Here is an 18,387-nt window from a genome sequence, read left to right on the forward strand (position 1 = left end):
ACTGCTCACGAACTTCGGGTCGCCGCTAAGCCGGTTCGATGTCGCCGTCCGGCGTAACAATCGCGTGCCGTCTAGTCGAAATATTCATGGGGATGAGCCGGCGCCGGCGGCGTCTGCTACGGGCTGTCCGCGTGTGACACTTTTTGCGCCCGCTTTTCCAGAAACGCGCGCAGCCTCAACCTGGCTTCGTCATCCGCCACGGCGACGGCAGACATCAGGCTTTCCAGCAGGAAGCCGGCATCCGGATCTGCACGCGCAATGCGGGGTAACGCCTGGAGCACAGCATAGTTTGACAATGGCGCATTTGTACTGATTCGTGCCGCCAGTTCGACGCCCTTGGCCAGTCCCTCTCCGCGCTCGACGAGATATTGCGACAGGCCAAGCGCCATACCCTCTTCCGCCCCGTAAGTTCGTCCGGTCAGCATCATATCCATCATGCGTGGCACACCGATCAGCTTGGGAACCCGCACCGCGGCGCCACCGCCAACAAAGATGCCGCGGATTCCCTCCGGTAGCCCATAGAAGGCGCCCCGCTCGGCTACGCGAATATGCGCCGCCGCCGCAAGTTCCAGACCAAGGCCAATCACGGCACCGTGCAGCACGGCGATGACCGGGACAGAACATTGCTCGACCATTTCCAGGACGCGGTGAATGGAACGAGAGGCGAACAGTGCGGTGGATGCGTCGGCCTCGGAAATCTCCGAAAGATCAGCACCTGCGGAAAAGTGATCGCCCTCGCCGTGGATCACGACAGCGCGAATGTCCTGCGGCAATGCTGTGAAGAAGCGACCGATGCCCTCCACCATCGCGAGATTTATCGCATTTCGCTTCTTAACGCGCGACAATCGTAGGACTGCTGTCTCCCCGCGCGACTCAACGAGTAGGGAGCCAGGCAGAGCGAACTGTGAAGTATGATAGTTCATCTTGCGATCCCATTCATAAAAGGGCGACGTCAAACTCGAGGTCGCCAGTTCTTCCTACCCATAAATATGAGGCCGCCGTGTTACGGGTTGATGCCGTTTTCCTGCAAGACGCGTTACCAATGTAGCGTTTGGACAAATATCCCGGGCCAGTCCTCCAACGATGTATCCGCAGACCGATACACCAGTCTTCAGCTCAGGAAGTACACGGAGTGTCTGAAAATTTTACAGAAAGGCACAACCCGAACCGCGAAGTCGCTTCGTTGATGCTGATGGTCGCCAGGTTTGCCAACCACGGCCGCGGTTGCGAAAGCAAAACGCCACCAATGTGGCCATTGGAGCGCAGACAGTTTGGACGCGTGGCATTCGTTGATTCTAGATCATGACAGCGCCAATCGGCTCGATGGCGACCCTGCCAGCAATCTGCGTTGAACAGGATGGCAGATCAGTTTTAGTTTCGTACCGGAAGAAGATTATGCTTTCAATTCGTCAAAGGCGGCCAGCGCTTTTCCGCCATAGACAGTCGCTGGGCCTCCTCCCATTTCGACCGAGACGGTGATCGTCTCGACAACCTCTTCGCGCGTCGCCCCATGCTTGATGGCATTCTGGACGTGAAACACGATACAGCCTTCACATTTGACATTGATCGCTACCGCGAGAGCCATCAGCTCCTTGAGCTTCGCCGGCAGTGCGCCCTCTTTGCCCACGACCTTCATTACGCTCTGGAACGCCTGCATCGCTTCCGGCGCGGCCTTGTAGAGAGCGAGACCCTGGTTGCGGACCTCGCTCGAGATATCCTTAGCGCTCACAATTCTTCTCCGTTTTCGATTCTGTCAGTGCTGCGGCATGCTTGAATAGATCGGGAATGATCGGCAGAGATTGCGCACACGCTGCGCGACGTCGATCTCTTCAATCACTTCTGTGGGGCTGCCGTTCGCGAGAGCTCTCAACGTCTTGAGAATGAGAAATCCAATCTCGCGAAACTCCGCTTCGCCGAAGCCACGCGTCGTTCCCGCCGATGAGCCAAGTCTAATCCCGGACGTGACAGCCGGCTTCTCAGGATCGAAAGGGATGCCGTTCTTGTTGCAAGTCAGGCCGACATGTTCGAGCGCGGCTTCGGCTGCTTTTCCTGTCAGGCCAAGAGGACGCAGATCGACTAGGACGACATGGCTGTCAGTACCTCCAGAAACAATCGCCAGTCCGCCTTCCGCAAGCACCGACGCGAGGACCCGCGCATTTGCGATCGTCTGCGTTGCGTATATCTTGAAAGACGGATCCAGCGCCTCCCCAAACGCTACCGCCTTGGCAGCGATTACGTGCATCAGAGGGCCACCCTGGGCTCCGGGAAAAACGGCCGAGTTCACTTTCTTCGCCAGATCGGCGTCGTTCGTCAGAAGCAATCCGCCTCGCGGCCCCCGTAGGGTCTTGTGCGTGGTGGATGTCACGATGTGAGCGTGAGGAATGGGTGAGGAGTAAACACCGGCGGCTACCAGTCCGGCAACGTGCGCCATGTCGACCATTAGTTTGGCGCCGACCTCATCGGCAATCTGGCGAAACTGCGCGAAATCGATGTCACGGGGATAGGCTGAACCTCCGGCGAGGATCAGTTTCGGACGGTGGCGATGGGCCAGTTCGCGAACCTCTGCCATGTCAATGCGGTGATCCGTCTCTCTTACGCCATAAGAAATCGGCTGGAACCATTTCCCCGAAATCGTAACCGAAGAGCCGTGGGTCAAATGTCCGCCGTGGGCAAGCGACATTCCTAGAAATACGTCGCCCGGTTGAAGGAGTGCCAGAAAGGCCGCCAAGTTCGCCTGGGCACCCGAGTGAGGCTGTACGTTCGCGAAACTTGAACCGAAAAGAGCTATGGCTCGCTCGATCGCCAGCGTTTCGACCTCGTCGACAAACTCACAGCCGCCATAATACCGGCGGCCGGGATATCCTTCGGCATATTTGTTGGTAAGGACCGACCCCTGAGCTGCAAGAACAGCTTGTGACACGATGTTCTCGGACGCGATCAACTCAATCTGGTTCTGCTGACGTTTGAGTTCCCGATTGATGGCGCCGAACACAGCCTCGTCCGAATTCCATGCTTTCATCTTCACTTGCTGGTTCATGCCATTTTTCCTTTTCAACATTCCGGAACATTGACGGCGAGGCCGCCCCGGGACGTTTCCCGATACTTGTCGTGCATGTCAGCCCCTGTCTGCCGCATCGTCTCGATGACCTGGTCGAGAGAGACCTTGTGTGTTCCGTCGCCTGCAAGAGCCAAGGAGGCTGCGTTGATAGCCTTGATCGCGCCAAAGGCATTGCGCTCAATACATGGAATTTGGACAAGGCCGCCAATCGGATCACAGGTCATGCCAAGATGATGCTCCATGGCGATCTCAGCCGCGTTCTCGATCTGCTCGTTTGTGCCACCGAGCGCCGCCGCGAGGCCGGCGCTTGCCATCGCCGCTGCCGAGCCAACTTCGCCCTGGCATCCCACTTCTGCACCGGAAATAGATGCATTGCGCTTGATGATTCCCCCGATCGCGGTGGCTGCCAGGAGGAATGTGCGCATGCCTGACCAATCGGCGCCGGCGCAAAAATCGCAGTAATATCGAAGGACCGCGGGCACAACTCCGGCCGCGCCATTTGTTGGAGCCGTGACGACCCTTCCACCGGCGGCGTTTTCTTCATTCACTGCGATAGCGAACGCCGAAACGTAATCGAACGCCTCGCTTGACGACCGAGCGTTGGACAGGCGGGAGGCGTTGAGTTTCTGAAAGAGATCCTTGGCGCGCCGTCGCACGCGCAAACCGCCGGGCAACTCGCCTTCCTGAGAAAGGCCCCGGTCAATGCATGCCATCATGACGTTGATAATGCGATCGATCCGATCAAACGTTTGCTCTTCGCTACGGCGGGCGAGCTCGTTGACCATCGCAACTTCCGAAATTGTGCAATTGTTGGTACGGCATAGCGACAGCAATTCATCCGAAGAACGGAAATCGAAGCCAAATGCAGCCTCAAACGCCTCTTCTGCTCCCTGCACTCCCTCCCGTTCGATGAAGCCGCCGCCGATCGAGAACCAAACCTCCGTCGCAAGCTTTAAGTGTGCCGCGTCGAAGGCTTCAAACCGCATTGCATTCGGATGACGATCGAAAATCTGAAGTGTGTCAAAAACCACGTCGCGCTCGGGCCGAAACTCGATGGCGCGGCCATTTGGAAGGACAATTCTCCGGCTCGATCGAATATCGTCAAACACTCTGTTCGCTTGATCTGGATCAATGCTGTCAGGCAAATAGCCCGCGAGCCCGAGAATGAGCGCCTTCTCCGTGGCATGCCCCTTCCCCGTCCAGGCCAGAGACCCAAACGCTGTCGCTTGAACCGTGTCGATTCTCCCTTGCAGGGCGGGTCCAAGGCGACGCACGAAGGCCGCGGCAGCCTTCATCGGGCCCATGGTATGAGACGACGACGGTCCTATGCCGACCTTGAACAGGTCGCATACCCCGATGGGCAGCCTGATGGCCATGCCGTGAGGACGCGAGGTGAGATTAACTAGCTCGAATAAGGGTCTTCGCATCGGAGCACTCCTCGCTCTTGATCATTTTGATCAAGCTGAATGAAGTGCCCCATCTGTCATTTTGCCTGAGAATGTTATCCCGTCGGCGGATGCAAACTGCATCACTTTCCAGATTTGATTCTGATGCGGTCCTTTTGCCTGAGAGTTTCCGGGGCGGTTGCTCCTTCGGCGCCGGATATACCGGTCTCTCCCGTCATCAGATTACGAGCGTTTGCTCGATTGAGTGGCTCCTGCAATATGTCTCGGCACAGAGGGCGAGTGCGTTGTATTTAATTCCGGCTGTCTTGACAAGCGGCGCGTTGTCACGGCTCGGGCGTGACAAGATCATTCAACTCTGCAGCTGTTAGCGACTATCAACGAGTTCCGATTTTCCAAGACCGAAAGCCGATTTCGACCAAAGGCAAGTGCCTCGCGATCTACTCGCGTTGCCTCAATGAGACGGTGAAAGAGGAAGACAATTCGCTGCAACATAGGGCGCTATCCGCCGAGGTAAGCCTCGCGGATGTGTGGATTAGACAGCATTTGACTGCTTGTGCCGTGTTGAACCAACTTGCCAGACGCCAACAGATATGAGCGATCGCAAAGTTCCAACGCTGCGAACGCATTTTGTTCCACCATCAACACGGTTGTGCCCTTGGCTCGAATATCCAATATGAAACGAAATGTCTGCTCAACCAAATTTGGCGCGAGTCCAAGGGACGGTTCATCGAAGAGAACCAGTTTCGGCCTGCTCATCATCGTGCGCGTGATCGCGAGCATTTGCTGCTCGCCGCCCGACAGCGTTCCGGCCGCCTGCAAGCGTCGTTCACCCAGTCTGGGAAACCGTTCGAAAAAGGCATCAATGTCTCGCCGAACCTCGTTTCGGTCATGCCGAAGATACGCCCCCATCAACAAATTCTCGGTAACAGTGAGCTGCGGAAACACACGCCGACCTTCCGGACAATGCGCAATGCCCATCGTCAGCACATTTCGAGGTCCACAATTGTCGAAAGACTCGCCGTTGAAGATGATCTCGCCCTCATACTTCACGAGTCCCGAGATGGCCTTCAGCATGGTCGATTTACCGGCGCCGTTCGCACCGATCAGAGTAACCAGCTCGCCCTCGTTGACCTCCAGTGAGACTCCATGAAGGGCTGGGACAGCACCGTACTTCACCGAAAGACCATCAACCCTTAACATTGGTCAATCCCTCACCGAGATATGCGCGGATAACTTCGGGGTTATTCTGAATTTCCTGCGGTGAACCTCCCGCGATCATCTGACCGTTGTTGAGCACAACGATGCGGTCGGAAATCGACATGACCATATGCATGTCGTGCTCCACCAGCAGTACCGTGACGCCGCGATCTCGGATGTTTCGTATGAGCTCCATGAATTTTTGCGTTTCGGACGGATTCAAACCCGCGGCCGGTTCATCGAGCAGAAGCATGATCGGCTTGGCGGCCAATGCCATCGCCAATGCCAGAAGCCGCTGCTCTCCATACGCTAACGTCCCGGCAACTGCATCAGCACGATGCGAAAGGCCCGCGATATCGAGAAGCTCTTCCGCTTCCGAGTGCAACCGCTGTTCCTCGGCGACAACGGACGCTCGCCGCAGGATAGCCCCTAGAAGCTCGGTGGTGCCTCGAAGATGCAGCGCGGTAACGACGCTTTCGAGAACCGTGCAAGCGTTGAAGACGCTGGTTCTCTGAAATGTGCGGACCACACCCAGCTCGGCGATTTCGGGCGGCGACATCTGCGTAAGATCGCGGCCCTTGAAAAGCACGCGACCGGCGCTTGGTCGTAAATATCCCGTGATGACGTTAAAGGCGGTCGTTTTGCCGGCTCCATTGGGGCCTATTAGGCTGACGATCTTGCCGGGAGCAACGCTGAAGGTCATATCGGCGATGGCGACAAGCCCACCGAAGCGAACCGCGACGTGGCTAACCTCAAGAAGGTCAGTTGGCGTTGAAACAGTCATGTCGTCAAGCTGTCCTTCAGCACGCCAGTCTTTCCAATTTTGCTTTTTCGTCGAACACGGTCTCCCAATTTTGCCAGTGCCGGCACAATGCCTTGTGGAAGGAAAAACACGATCAGGATCATCGCAACCCCGTAGAGGATCAACTGAAGCTCTGGGCGAACCATGTGCCGTAGCAACTCAGGGATAATCCCGAAAATAAGGCCACCAATGACCGGACCGAGTAACGTGCCCTTTCCTCCCGTCATGACCATGATGACCATGGTCACGGTGTAGATGAAGAGGAAGACGTCTGGATCAATCACGCGAACATAGTGGGCATAGATCGCTCCCGCACCGCCAGCCATGGCCGCGGAGACGACGGTCGCCAGGACAAGATACCGGGTGACTTTGATGCCCACCGACCGCGCAAGGGACTCGTTTTCTCGCAGCGCGATGAGCGCTCTGCCGACTCTCGAATGGACAATCCGCGAGATGATCCAATACGCCAAGATGCCGAATGCCAGAACGAGATAGTAGTTCTCCACTCGTCCGGACAACGGCACAACTCCGTAGCCAGGAAGCCAACCGGAAAGCGGCGGGATGTTGTTAAGCGCCATCGGGCCGTTCGTCAGACTCACCCAATTCAGGGCAACCATTCTTGAGACCTGCGCAAAGCCTATCGTCAGGATCACGAAATAGGCGCCTCGGACGCGAAACGCCAATTTGCCAATGATCCACCCAAAGATGCCTGCGACGACGATACCCCAAATAAGAGCGAGCCAGACCGGCTGTGATGGCACGACAAGCGGGCTTTCTGCTCCGTAGTAGAATTCAAATCCAAGCGAGCACAGCGCACTGACGTATGCGCCAATGCCGAAGAAGGCCACATGCCCGAGGCTCAATTGTCCCGCATATCCCAGCAAGAGATTGAGGCTCATTGCTGCGATGATCAGAATGCCCGCCGACGTCAGCGTGAAGAGCACGTATTGATTATTCACTGCTAGCGGGAGAACCGCCAAGAGGACAACGAGTATCGACGCTATGCCCCGCTCGGTCATCCCGTGCGCTCCCTCGGTGCAAACAATCCCTGCGGTCTCAAAAGGAGAACCGCGATGATTAGGATGAAACCCATAGCGTCCCGGTATCCCGAATCGATGTAACCTGCTCCCAACTCCTCAGCGAGACCAAGAACAAAGCCTCCGATCGTGGCTCCCACGATATTGCCGAGCCCGCCCAGGATGACAACGGCGAAGGCCTTTAGAGTGACCAGATCTCCCATCATCGGCACGACGACAAAGACTGGCGCAAGGAGGGCCCCCGCGCTTGCCGCCAACCCGGAGCCAATCGCAAAAGTCAGCGTAAACATCCGATTGATCTTTACGCCCATGAGGGAGCTGACTTCCGGATCCTGAAATGTCGCGCGCATGGCGATTCCGAAGGTCGTCCGATTGATCATAAGATAGAAGCTGACCAGGAGGACCATCGCGACGCACACGACGAAGACACGCAAAGGCGCCACCGAAACGGATCCGATGACAAATGGATCAGTTGGGAATGGGTGCGGCACAGATTTGGCCACGCCACCCCAACCAAACAGCTCCATATTCTGAAGAGCGATCCAGGCCCCGATCGTGACCAACATGGTCGTGTCCATGTCGGATTTTTGAAGTGGTCTCAAAAGCATAAATTCAATGACGATGCCCAGAAGGATCCCGAGCATGACCGCGATGGCGAGACCGACGAAGAAATTCAGCTCCAGGGGACCGATGAGCGCGTAGGCCATGTACGCGCCAAAGGTATAGAGCTCGCCGTGCGTGAAATTGGCGACCCTCATCACTCCGAAAATGAGAGTCAAACCAATTCCAAGCAACGCATACGTGCCGCCGAGCACCACGGCATTGAGGAGGTGCTGCAACAACTGTTCCATGAGACTATCCGCCTGCGTGCTTCAAGCCTTCATGGTTTCACCACCTTGCCGTCTTTGATCTGCACAACATAGATGTTCGGTATGCTCTGCCCGCTCTCCTGGCCTGCCGGTCCGGCCTTTTCGAATTTGATGTCTCCGTTCGCGCCCTTGACGTTGACGTTCCAAAGAGCATCGCGAATTGCCGCGGGCTCCGCCTTGCCGGCATCCTTGATCGCTTGAACGGCAGTCAGGATGCCATCGTAACCCCGAAAGCCATCAGTCAATCCCGCAGCTGCATAGCCCTTCTTCTTCCATGCCTCGATAAAGGTTTTGGCGACCTCGGGATGCGCTGCGTCTTCAGGAAACCAGGGAGCAAAGAACACGATGTGGTAGCTGCCATTCGCGGCCAGGCCCGCTTGCTCGATGAGCTGGTCTGGTGCTGACGATCCGCCGGTGCTGACGATCCTTTGCGGAACACGCTGCTCCTGGGCTTGTTTAAGCACAAGCGTCAGCTGCTCGATGCCCGTTGTCACAAACAACGTATCGCCGCCGGACTGCTTGATCTTGGCGAGTTGGGCGGAAAGGTCGGTGGCGTCGGGCGCCATCGTTTCGACTGCGCCGATCTGGACGCCCTTGCTACGCATCAGTTTTGTGAATTCGTCGGAGGCGCCCCGCCCCCAATCGTTGTTCACCACCAGCATATCCGCCTTCTTGATGGCCGGAGTGAATTTCGTGAACAACGTGTCGCCGAAGGCCTTCGCCTCGATGGCCGAAGGCGGCGAAATACGGAAAACCCACGGATTGCCTGAGGTCGTCACCTTGCTGGAAGACGCCGTCTCAACGACCATAGGGACTTTGTACTCCAACAGGCGAGGCATGATCGCGAGCGTCAGTGTTGACCCCCACGCTCCCAGTATCACTGGCACCTTGTCACCGCTGAGCAATTTTTCGGCAGTCGCTACGGCTTCTTTGGGATTGCTCTTATTGTCCTCAAGAATGAGTTGGATTTGGCGACCGAGTACCCCACCGGATTTGTTCACCACCTCCACTGCGACGCGGGCGCCGTTGGCGACGTAGGTACCCGCTGCGGCAATATCTCCGGTGAGCGGCTGACTCATTCCGATCTTGATGGGGTCGGACGCATGAACGTAAGAAACGGAGGAAAGCAAAGAGATCCCGAGAACAATTAGAGTCCGCATTTTTTCTCTCCTTATTTTGCTATTCTGTTTATCTCTCAAGAATTCGTTATCGATTCGATCGAGCATTGTCACTTACGCGTTTTCCAGTGCGACCTTTCCGAATTTTCCCTGCCAAAAAATAAGCGGCGTCCGCTGCCAGTCGGCCTTAATTTTCAGGACTCTTCCTACATAGATGACATGGTCACCTCCGTCGTAGCTGGCGTACTTCTCGCATTCGAGTGAGGCCGCGGCTTCCGAAATCAATCGGCAGCCGAAAGAGCCGTCTTCGAAATGAACATTTTTCCACTTTTCGCCCAACGCAACCGCGAATTGCTTCGCGAGCGACAGTTGTCCCTCGTGGAGAACGTTTATCGAGAAGTGCTCGGCTTTTTGAAACGCTGGCTGGCTATTTAATTTTCGCGCGATGCTGAACAGGATCAGCGGGGGATCAAGCGAGACGGAGCTAAACGAATTCGCGGTCAATCCGATCGGCTCGCCGTCGGAGCCGGTCGTCGTCACGATCGTTACTCCGGTCGCGAAACACCCCGCTACGCGGCGAAATTCCTCAGCGTCAACTATGTCGCGAGTACCGGCGAAAATATCGCTCATATCAAGCTCCGTCGGAAAGTCTCACCTCGAATTTCGGCCGCCTCACCTAAAGCAGCCCGAGGGTCGCGACACGCTCTCCTTGGGACACCGACCCAAGAGTCGTCGTTCGGACCAACACCCCATCCTGCGGCGCCGTGACCAGCTGCACTTCATCGCCGTACACGTTTATGACGCGGCACAGCGGATCGCCCGCCTTCACTTCCTGGCCCAACGTCGCGATTGAAACGAGGAGACCGCCCTGGTTCGCGCGAATGCCAAGGAAGTCGCGCATGACATACGTCTTGCGAGCCGGCTCGAGCTTGCCGTCGATCATCTTCAGAGAACGAAGGAGATTGAGGACACAGCGCGCGCCCGTAGCCACGCTTTCCTCCTCGAGACGGCCGCCTTCTCCGATCTCAAAGGTGAAGCATGGGACTCCCGCCTTGCACGCCTCAACGCAGAGGATCCCATCGGCGACATACATGCCTCGCTCGCCCTTCATGATCCAGCCTCCGCCCATATCATGAGCCATCTGCTCGGCTCGGCTGGCGGCAGCGCCAAGGTTCGGATGCGGAAGAATTGCAATAGGCACGTAACGGCCACCGCGCGTCGGGGTATGAATGTCGAGCGCATAGTCGCATTGGCGAATGAGACCAAAAAGAGTGGAGGCTACGATCTGCGCAATATTCCCCGATGGATCACCAGGAAAACATGTCCAGGCGTCATGCGGCACCTGATCGAGAGGCGACTTGAGGAATTGAGAGACCGGCAAACGATGGTCCGATTGCAACGCAAGCGGATGTTGGACAGGTACGCATACAATGCTGCCGCTCAATGACGACGGGTCGACCTGCGCGAGAGCCCGCGCAAGAATTGCTATTCCGTTGACTTCGTCTCCGTGAATAGCTGCCCCCATGTAGACCTTCGGCCCATCCTTCGCCCCATTAAGAACGAGCAGCGGCAGAGAGATGTTGGTGCCATCCGCCAGACTCAGGGCGGGAAGCGTACCCCTCCGCAGCTCTCCGGGCGGAACGCAAATACCAGCGATATTGAGATCTTTAGGCATGATGGAATCTTTACTCCGCAGCGTTTGTGCGAAGAACGCCGGCAGCGCCCGCCAATTTCGGAGAGGGATAGCTTTGCATCAGCCGATCAACCATGCCGGTCGCTTGGTCCCAGTTGAAATTGCGATATGCCATACCCGTTGTTACCGCGCGCGGTCCTGAATAGAACATCTCATACTGAACGTGCCGCGACGCGAACTCCGATCCCAACGCATCCCACGCCAGCTTGAAGAGTTTAACTCTCTCAACGGGGTCTCCGCTCGCGGAGTACTGAGTACGCGAGATAACGTGCGCAATTTCCGGATTGTCGAAATCCGAGATGTTTGATGGCAGCATCAATACGCCGCCGCCCGCCAGTTCTCTGATTGTCGTGATCACACGCGAGTATAAGCGCTGCGAATTCACCTGTGCCCCGTAGAGGATGTCCCTGTTCGGCATGAAATATTCGCCGTAATACGATCCCGCCGCCTCCATTCCATAGACGCACGCTTCGATAGTGCTCACTTCAGAAGTAAGCTCTCCCAGCACTTCACGAACTGGCGCGAAATTAATGGTACCGATCGCTTCAGTAATTTTTCGCGCCAAACCCACAAGAAATCTGAGTTTGACCATGAGGCGAATAGTTGCCTGATAGTTTTGATAGGAGTGCGTCGGCGCGACATGCCATTGCGCCAGCTGAAGATCGACGTCGCGATGCACAAACACTCGATCCCAAGGAATCTTGGTATCGTCAAAATAAAGCAGCGCGTCGTTTTCATCGAGCCGAGAAGCAAGCGGATAATCGAAAGTCGACGACGATGCCTCTTCGTACGATCGACGTGACATCAGCTTCACGCCAGGCGCATTGACGGGCACCGCTGCGGTGAAGGCATACTTTTCCTCACCCTTGCTCAACGGACGCAACGTCGTCACCAGCACTTCGTTCGAAAGAATAGCGCCGGTCCCAAGCATCTTGGCGCCTCGAACCGTTATTCCCTCCGAATCCTCATCGCAAATCGAAACGGCCAGATCTGCATTTCCGCTAGCACTGGTGCCTTTCGAGCGGTCGCCCTGTGGATCGATGATCACATAGGACAGGTACAAGTCATTATCGCGAGCATATTTATAGTAGTCGCGGATATTGCCGGCCTTGCCGCCTGGATACTGCGCGTATAGGTCCTGAGCCATATGCATCGCTGCAATCGTTGATGCGACGTGATCCGGCGATCGCCCCATGAATCCCTGGTGCAGCTCGGCCCAAGCGGTCAGCGCTTTCCGACGCGCAATGAGATCTTCAAGGGACCGCGGCAATTGCCACGAGCGATTGACCCGCTTGCCTCCTTCCGGAGTTTCGTAGGTCATCAACTCGAGATTTTCGGGGTGAGACTGGAAGTCGTAGAGACCGGCAATCGACCGCGCAGCGTTTCGGTAGGCACTGTTCGTTGTGACGTCCGAGACCTTCTTCCCGTTCACATAGACGGCACGACCATCCTGAAGACTTCGCAGATGCTGATCACCTGTCTTTGACATCCATAACCCCAGACGTTTTCCGTTATCGACAGGCACGATCCTCATTAAATTAATTAGGTAAGTCAATTAATAATCGTTAGGTGGCTTAAGTATTTTTCGAGCCAATTTGCTGCGCGCGGGATACTTGGGAGCGCTCCGACAATGACGGATGGACTTCCGGGGCGTATTTTGGCAATCAACCAACGACTATGCAGGTAAGGCGGAAGTGATGATGAAGAAGCCGAAGCGAACGCGCGGACATTTCCCCCCTTTGACCGTTTCTGTTCCCGCGCTTCTCGAAAGCGGAAATGACGCTGAGTTTCGCAAGCTGGTCGATGATCTACTTTTATTTGCGACCCAAATTCAGGATGTTCGAAAATCGCTCTCCACGGCAATGGGCCTGACACAACCGCAGTACAACATATTGATGATACTGGCGCACAAGGCTGCGACCGAAGAGATGACGGTAAGCGAAATGGCCACGAGGATGAACGTCTCGCCCCCGTTTGTTGTGGTGGAAACCAACAAACTCGAGGCAATCGGTTTGCTTCACAAGCGTCCCAGCGCTGTCGATCGACGTCGGATCAATTTGCATCTCACCAATAAGGCAATTTCGTTGACAACGAACATCGGGCCATTGCAGATGAACGTGAATGATCGTTTGTTCGGCTCTCTCAGCGCGCGAGACTTTCGAGCGCTGGGATCAATTGTCGGCAAGCTAATTGCCTCCTACGGACCAGCACTAGAAGAAGCGCGAGCGCATTCTAACCTCACTTCAAAGAGGCCACACGACTCGGAATGAGCAGAGACGCCATTCCTGACAAGGCTTCTTGCCACTCAAGACAGTTTGACACTGTCGGAAACGCACATGCGGATCGACAGTCTCACCAAAAAGTGTCACTTCCCCTTAGTTGAGTTGAGCTCTGCGAGCAGCCAAATTGCCCGTGTTGCGAAGCTGACACTTGAAATGCATACTGTGACTGCGACCGACGAACTGCAATAATTTGAAAAATCTGCCGGGCCGACCGAATGTATCGCAACTACAGCGCACTTCGATCCGAGCACCTCTTCAGCGGCAAATGAAAAGCTCAACGAATACGCACTGTCGCGCAGTGCCATCTTCATGAATGGGGCGTTTCCGGCGCACCGTGCTGTACATTCAATCCAGACAACACCAAATCACGGCGCATAGCGAGCATCGATAGTGAAATACGTCGACGTACCGAACCGTGCTCTTTCGTCATTCAGAATCCTATAGCAGCGCCGTCGCTGCGGGGGTCAGACGCGCCCTCGAGTAATCCGTTCGGATGTCTCACGATTGCACCAGCGTGACCCATGGTGCTGGTGAACGCGGGCAGTATCTCCACATCGTGCCCGGCAGCGCGTAAGGCGCTGACAACCGCGGGATCGAAACGAGACTCCAACTTTAACGTGACGCTGCTCTCGCCCCAGGTTTTGCCAAGGAGCCAGCGTGGCGCAGTTAGTGCACTTTGCAAGCCCTGTCCGAAGAACCCATACCGGCTGTATATCGCCGACTGAGTTTGGGGTTGTCCGTCACCGCCCATCGTACCGTAGACCATGACACGGCCATCGTCGAAGCGAGCCAAGGCGGGATTGAGGGTGTGGAACGGTTTCCGGCCCGGAGCAATCACGCGCGGGCCGGTGCCTTCGAGCTGGAAAGTCGTCCCGCGGTTTTGCCAAACGATACCGGACCCGGGCAACACGCAACCTGAGCCGAACTCGAAATATATGCTCTGAATGAAGCTGACGGCCAGACCGCTGCCGTCGATCGCACCGAGCCACACCGTATCGCCCGCCGAAGCTGGCGCCGGCCACGCCAGCGCATGATCTCGGTCGATACGGGAGGCGAGCCGATCGAGCCTGGAATCATCCAAAAATTGCTCAGCCGTCATCGTCATCACATCGGGGTCGCCAACGACAAGATCGCGGACAAGAAACGCCTGCTTAGTTGCCTCGACCAGTCCGTGAATATGGGCAAAGCTCTCAGGTTCGGTCACGCCGAGTCGCTCGAAGAGTGCGAGGATCATCAATGACGCCAAACCTTGGGTCGGTGGCGCGAAATTGTAGAGCGTGGCGCCGCGAACCCCGACCGAAAGACATGCCCGCCGCCGCGCCGAGTGCTGTGCAAGGTCCTGCTGCCCAACTGGGGATCCAAGACGCTCAAGATCAGCCGCGATTTCGCGAGCGAGGTCTCCTCGATAGAAATCGTCCAGCCCGGACTCTCCCAATCGTCGCAACGTGCGGCCCATCGCGGGAAACTTCATCAACGCGCCTTCGCGTGGCGGTCCGCCGTCGATCAGGAAGGTCGCGGAAAAACCCGGCGTGTCCCGCAATTCAGCGCACTTCAGTTGCGTCAACTCTGCCTGACTGGCAGTGACCGCAAAGCCATGCTCTGCATGCCAAACCGCATCCTCGGTGAGACGCGACAGCGGCACGCGACCGCCGAGTTCGGCGCTGAGCTCCAAAGCATTGCTCCAGCCCGACAAGGTCCCCGCAACCGTGTTGGCCGCGAGCGGACCGCGCCACGGGATCTCCATAAGCCCGCGCGCCGCATAGAGCGCCGGCGACGCTGCGTGCGCAGCCCCACCGCAAGCCTCGATAGAAATCGGATTCGTGCTGTTCGGCACGTTGATGATCCAGAAGCCGTCACCGCCAATGCTCGTCATATGCGGATAGACGACGGCCAGAGCTGCCGCCATCGCCACAGTCGCTTCAATGGCGTTTCCGCCCTCACGCAGGACGCGCGCGCCGGCTTCGCTCGCGAGATGGTGCGGGGACGTAACCATGCCCCGGTGCGCGCGTGACGTATTAAGCATCAAAACTCTCTATCGGACATTTCGGTTGGAGCAAAACGGACGGGACGACAGCGTCATCGGCGTTATCATGCATCGTTCAGCGATTGCATTCTGACGCTCGACGAAGTCGCCGCCTTCCATGACTGTCGTCGGCCTCTAGGTTGCAAGAAAATCAAATGCAGAGAGGGCAAAGATTTCTCCGAGAGCCATCAATTCTTCAATGGCGACGTGCTCATCTGCTGCGCCCATGTTGTTAGGCGTAAGCCCGCATACAACCGACGGAATCCCGGCAGCCCTGTAGAGCCGGGCATCGGAAGCACCGACCCGCATGTTCAGGACCGGACGATGCCCTAAAACCGAGTGGCAGTTTTTCTTGAGGATCTGGACAACTTCGTGATCCGGATCGGTCCAACTCGCCTCGTAACGGCGCGAGATGTCTACGGTCACGTCGCCGTAGCGACCTACAATCTCATTAATTTTTGCTTCGATCTCCGCGACGGTAACATTGACCGGAAGCCGAATGTCGGCGGTCGCCTCCGCATGATCCGCCACCAGGTTCGACAGCCGCCCCCCGTTAAACGTTCCGAACGTGATGGTGACGTTGCGCAGAACATTGCTTTCGCCGGTGCCTGAAAGGGCCTCGGACACATCAGAAGCTTCTTCGATGGCGTCGAGAACCTTTTGGGGTATCTTTGCTTCATACTTTCGGAGCGCACTGAGCTCCTGCATGACAGCGATGAGCTTTTCGATGGCGCTGTCGCCCCGATGAACGTGCGCCGCGTGGGACGACTTTCCCTTGGCGGTCAGCTTCAACCAGATCATTCCTTTCTCGCCAAATCGAAGGACGGTAGGAGATCCCGCGTCTCCGCTGATCATGGCATCGCCACGAGCGAACGGCACCTTATCGAGAAGAAACTGGGTCCCAAGTGTGCCCATGGTCTCTTCGTCACCGGCAAAGGTCGCCACGACTTCACCGGCAAACTTGGACCTGAACGCCGCGAGGTGCTGGAGGGCGAAGATGCTCGCAGCCAAGCCACCCTTCATGTCAGAAACGCCAAGTCCATACAGCCGACCATCGAGTTCCTGACCCGAGAAAGCAGTCGTCCAGCTCGCGGCGTTGCCGAGCGGAAAAGTGTCGAGATGCCCATTGAACACAATTCGACGACCGGGAGCCGCGCCGCGAATTCTTGCGACGATATTCAAAATGGGATCCCCACATGAATGGGTTTCCACTTCGATTCCGGGCATCGATTGAAGCATGGAAGCGATTTCGGCAGCCAATGGCCTGGTATCGCCGGGAGGGTTCTCACTCGGAATGGCGAGCAGGCGCTTCGTCAGGTCCACCACTTCTCGACGCGCCGCATTGAGGCGACTTGCAAGCAGGGCGCGCGTAGAGTGATCACCTTGAAAACCCGCCGGCTGAAGGCCCGTTTGATTGGTCATCTTTTGACTGATTGCTCCTCGTGCTCGTTGCCTGCACCGCCTCACCCGCTTCGATCGGGCTGACATTCGCGCGCGATAGACGTTAAGCACAATGTTCACTTCGGCAATAATAAAGTGAATTTCATGCTCTATAAGGTTTGCTTATACCGTCAACGCCCCGGACTCCCATGCAGATACGTCAACTAGAGTGTTTTCGAGTTCTTATGATCGCCACTACGATGACCCGGGCTGCAGAGATACTCGGGATAAGTCAGCCCGCCGTGAGCGGCACGATCGCCGCGCTCGAGCATGATCTCGGCTTTTCCTTATTCCGAAGAACGCGAGGGCGTCTACAACCAACTCCGGAGGCGCAGCTTTTCTTCGTGGAGGCAACTCGGATGCTAGAGGCGATGGAGAGCACCAATCGAGCAGCGGCCGAGATCCGAAGCGGCAAGCTGGGTCATTTGACGATTGCCGCCTATCCAAGCATCTCTATTAGTCTTTTGCCCAGAATCGTGTCGCTTTTCTTGGCAACCCGTCCCCATTTGCACATAAGACTGATGTCACGGAGCTCTCAAACAGTGAAGGAGTTGGTGGCGACTCAGCAGTTGGACTTGGCGATCGCCGAACTGCCCGTGGACCATCCCGCGGTTTATACAGAGAGTTTTTCCTACCGATGCCAATGCATCCTTCCGTCCGGTCATCCGCTCGCCGAACTTGACGTGATCACGCCGGCAGATCTCGATGGTGTTCCTTTCGTGACACTTTTTCGGGATCACATGACGCACCACCAAGTGGCCACGGCATTTTCTCAGTATGGCGCGCGGTGGAATGTCGTAGCGGAGACTGAGTACTTCGCGACAGTTTGCGAACTCGTGGCAGCAGGTTGCGGCGTAGGCGTGATCGATCCGGTGGTCAGTTCGCCTTTCACGACCGGAATAGTAAGTCGCAAATTCGAGCCCGCAATAACCTACGAAATTGGCATCCTGTATCCGCAGGACCGTATCGAATCTCGAGTTACAAAAGAATTCGTGGAAATGCTGAAAGTTCACCTTGCGCCGGATTAGTGCCTTCCGGCATCTCAAACACAAGTATTGGCCCCGCGATAGCGGTATTGAGCTTAAGCTGTGCGATGGTGGCCTCGCGATGATTGGCAGGAATCGTCATTCCGATCATGGCGCTCATTTTAATTTCCCGCCGCGCGGTGCGGCCATGGCTAAGACAATCAAAATCACCTTTCCTGAGAGTTCGAGCATTGACCGAATGCGAAACATTGAACGAGTGCGAAACTTTGCTGAGGAACTCAGTTTGGCGCTAGGCGATCTAGGGGAACTACCAATGGAGCAAGCCGACGCCGCGACAACCAGTGTCGTCGTTTCTAAAATTCATAAGCGAGACTTGGGTAGATGCAGGCAGCTCGTAACCCGGTTGTTAGAGAAACACCTGATGGCAAACGAAGCCATGCTGAGTTAGCCGTTTCTAATTAGAGCGTACCTCGCAT

16 protein-coding genes and 1 riboswitch are annotated in these 18,387 nt (G+C 56.4%); of the genes, 2 read left to right on the plus strand and 14 right to left on the minus strand.

Annotated elements, in window-relative coordinates:
• Positions 1-116 precede the first annotated feature (116 nt).
• The 12 genes from N554_RS0114370 to N554_RS0114425 form a co-directional block, all read right to left on the minus strand.
• Complete coding sequence (locus N554_RS0114370; protein WP_029584106.1) at positions 117-923, minus strand: crotonase/enoyl-CoA hydratase family protein; 807 nt, start codon at positions 921-923, stop codon at positions 117-119.
• 470 nt (positions 924-1,393) lie between these two features.
• Positions 1,394-1,729, minus strand: coding sequence for a carboxymuconolactone decarboxylase family protein (locus tag N554_RS0114375; RefSeq protein ID WP_029584107.1), 336 nt, complete (start codon positions 1,727-1,729; stop codon positions 1,394-1,396).
• A gap of 24 nt (positions 1,730-1,753) precedes the next feature.
• The gene (gene glyA / locus N554_RS0114380) at positions 1,754-3,037 is read right to left on the minus strand and encodes a serine hydroxymethyltransferase (RefSeq protein ID WP_029584108.1); all 1,284 of its coding nucleotides are present in this window, start codon (positions 3,035-3,037) and stop codon (positions 1,754-1,756) included.
• Between the two features lie 14 nt (positions 3,038-3,051).
• Entirely contained in the window at positions 3,052-4,434 is a 1,383-nt protein-coding gene (locus N554_RS0114385; protein WP_029584109.1) for an L-serine ammonia-lyase, read from the minus strand.
• Between the two features lie 167 nt (positions 4,435-4,601).
• A riboswitch (glycine riboswitch) is annotated at positions 4,602-4,689 on the minus strand.
• A gap of 273 nt (positions 4,690-4,962) precedes the next feature.
• A complete protein-coding gene (locus tag N554_RS0114390) occupies positions 4,963-5,664 on the minus strand; it encodes an ABC transporter ATP-binding protein (protein WP_029584110.1) in 702 nt (233 codons plus the stop codon).
• Positions 5,651-6,445: an ABC transporter ATP-binding protein gene (locus N554_RS0114395; RefSeq protein ID WP_029584111.1), complete on the minus strand. Its 795-nt coding sequence runs from the start codon at positions 6,443-6,445 to the stop codon at positions 5,651-5,653. The genes N554_RS0114390 and N554_RS0114395 overlap by 14 nt, the downstream gene beginning before the upstream one ends.
• The gene (locus tag N554_RS0114400; protein ID WP_029584112.1) at positions 6,442-7,482 is read right to left on the minus strand and encodes a branched-chain amino acid ABC transporter permease; all 1,041 of its coding nucleotides are present in this window, start codon (positions 7,480-7,482) and stop codon (positions 6,442-6,444) included. Before N554_RS0114400 ends, N554_RS0114395 begins: the two co-directional genes overlap by 4 nt.
• On the minus strand, positions 7,479-8,351 hold the full coding sequence (locus N554_RS0114405) for a branched-chain amino acid ABC transporter permease (protein ID WP_029584113.1): 873 nt from the start codon (positions 8,349-8,351) through the stop codon (positions 7,479-7,481). Before N554_RS0114405 ends, N554_RS0114400 begins: the two co-directional genes overlap by 4 nt.
• Before the next feature lie 29 nt (positions 8,352-8,380).
• Positions 8,381-9,529, minus strand: a complete 1,149-nt coding sequence (locus N554_RS0114410; RefSeq protein ID WP_029584114.1) for an ABC transporter substrate-binding protein — start codon at positions 9,527-9,529, stop codon at positions 8,381-8,383.
• Between the two features lie 72 nt (positions 9,530-9,601).
• Positions 9,602-10,117, minus strand: a complete 516-nt coding sequence (locus N554_RS0114415) for a flavin reductase family protein (protein WP_029584115.1) — start codon at positions 10,115-10,117, stop codon at positions 9,602-9,604.
• A 46-nt stretch (positions 10,118-10,163) separates the two neighbouring features.
• Positions 10,164-11,162 carry a succinylglutamate desuccinylase/aspartoacylase family protein gene (locus tag N554_RS0114420; protein WP_029584116.1) on the minus strand — a complete coding sequence of 333 codons (999 nt, stop codon included), beginning with the start codon at positions 11,160-11,162 and terminating at the stop codon, positions 10,164-10,166.
• Positions 11,163-11,172: 10 nt separating this feature from the next.
• Positions 11,173-12,735 carry a 4-hydroxyphenylacetate 3-hydroxylase family protein gene (locus tag N554_RS0114425; RefSeq protein ID WP_245283605.1) on the minus strand — a complete coding sequence of 521 codons (1,563 nt, stop codon included), beginning with the start codon at positions 12,733-12,735 and terminating at the stop codon, positions 11,173-11,175.
• A gap of 82 nt (positions 12,736-12,817) precedes the next feature.
• Between N554_RS0114425 and N554_RS0114430 the strand changes: the two genes are divergently transcribed.
• Positions 12,818-13,450, plus strand: coding sequence for a MarR family winged helix-turn-helix transcriptional regulator (locus N554_RS0114430; protein WP_051677495.1), 633 nt, complete (start codon positions 12,818-12,820; stop codon positions 13,448-13,450).
• Positions 13,451-13,892: 442 nt separating this feature from the next.
• Here the strand turns inward: N554_RS0114430 and N554_RS0114440 are convergent, their stop codons facing one another.
• Both N554_RS0114440 and N554_RS0114445 read right to left on the minus strand, forming a co-directional pair.
• Positions 13,893-15,485, minus strand: coding sequence for a gamma-glutamyltransferase family protein (locus tag N554_RS0114440; RefSeq protein ID WP_029584119.1), 1,593 nt, complete (start codon positions 15,483-15,485; stop codon positions 13,893-13,895).
• Positions 15,486-15,620: 135 nt separating this feature from the next.
• Positions 15,621-16,907, minus strand: coding sequence for a M20/M25/M40 family metallo-hydrolase (locus tag N554_RS0114445; RefSeq protein WP_029584120.1), 1,287 nt, complete (start codon positions 16,905-16,907; stop codon positions 15,621-15,623).
• Between the two features lie 167 nt (positions 16,908-17,074).
• On the opposite strand from N554_RS0114445, the gene N554_RS0114450 reads away from it, so the two are divergent.
• Entirely contained in the window at positions 17,075-17,953 is an 879-nt protein-coding gene (locus N554_RS0114450; protein ID WP_036053176.1) for a LysR family transcriptional regulator, read from the plus strand.
• Positions 17,954-18,387: the final 434 nt, after the last annotated feature.

The organism is Bradyrhizobium sp. URHD0069 (genome assembly GCF_000701345.1).
Lineage (GTDB): Bacteria > Pseudomonadota > Alphaproteobacteria > Rhizobiales > Xanthobacteraceae > Bradyrhizobium.

What these genes read in the sequence shown, in the direction of transcription:
- N554_RS0114370 (WP_029584106.1), bottom strand. Translation starts at nt 923, where the DNA reads ATGAACTATCATACTTCACAGTTCGCTCTGCCTGGCTCCCTACTCGTT.
- glyA (WP_029584108.1), bottom strand. Translation starts at nt 3,037, where the DNA reads ATGAACCAGCAAGTGAAGATGAAAGCATGGAATTCGGACGAGGCTGTG.
- N554_RS0114385 (WP_029584109.1), bottom strand. Translation starts at nt 4,434, where the DNA reads ATGGCCATCAGGCTGCCCATCGGGGTATGCGACCTGTTCAAGGTCGGC.
- N554_RS0114390 (WP_029584110.1), bottom strand. Translation starts at nt 5,664, where the DNA reads ATGTTAAGGGTTGATGGTCTTTCGGTGAAGTACGGTGCTGTCCCAGCC.
- N554_RS0114395 (WP_029584111.1), bottom strand. Translation starts at nt 6,445, where the DNA reads ATGACTGTTTCAACGCCAACTGACCTTCTTGAGGTTAGCCACGTCGCG.
- N554_RS0114400 (WP_029584112.1), bottom strand. Translation starts at nt 7,482, where the DNA reads ATGACCGAGCGGGGCATAGCGTCGATACTCGTTGTCCTCTTGGCGGTT.
- N554_RS0114405 (WP_029584113.1), bottom strand. Translation starts at nt 8,351, where the DNA reads ATGGAACAGTTGTTGCAGCACCTCCTCAATGCCGTGGTGCTCGGCGGC.
- N554_RS0114410 (WP_029584114.1), bottom strand. Translation starts at nt 9,529, where the DNA reads ATGCGGACTCTAATTGTTCTCGGGATCTCTTTGCTTTCCTCCGTTTCT.
- N554_RS0114415 (WP_029584115.1), bottom strand. Translation starts at nt 10,117, where the DNA reads ATGAGCGATATTTTCGCCGGTACTCGCGACATAGTTGACGCTGAGGAA.
- N554_RS0114420 (WP_029584116.1), bottom strand. Translation starts at nt 11,162, where the DNA reads ATGCCTAAAGATCTCAATATCGCTGGTATTTGCGTTCCGCCCGGAGAG.
- N554_RS0114430 (WP_051677495.1), top strand. Translation starts at nt 12,818, where the DNA reads ATGGACTTCCGGGGCGTATTTTGGCAATCAACCAACGACTATGCAGGT.
- N554_RS0114440 (WP_029584119.1), bottom strand. Translation starts at nt 15,485, where the DNA reads ATGCTTAATACGTCACGCGCGCACCGGGGCATGGTTACGTCCCCGCAC.
- N554_RS0114445 (WP_029584120.1), bottom strand. Translation starts at nt 16,907, where the DNA reads ATGACCAATCAAACGGGCCTTCAGCCGGCGGGTTTTCAAGGTGATCAC.
- N554_RS0114450 (WP_036053176.1), top strand. Translation starts at nt 17,075, where the DNA reads ATGCAGATACGTCAACTAGAGTGTTTTCGAGTTCTTATGATCGCCACT.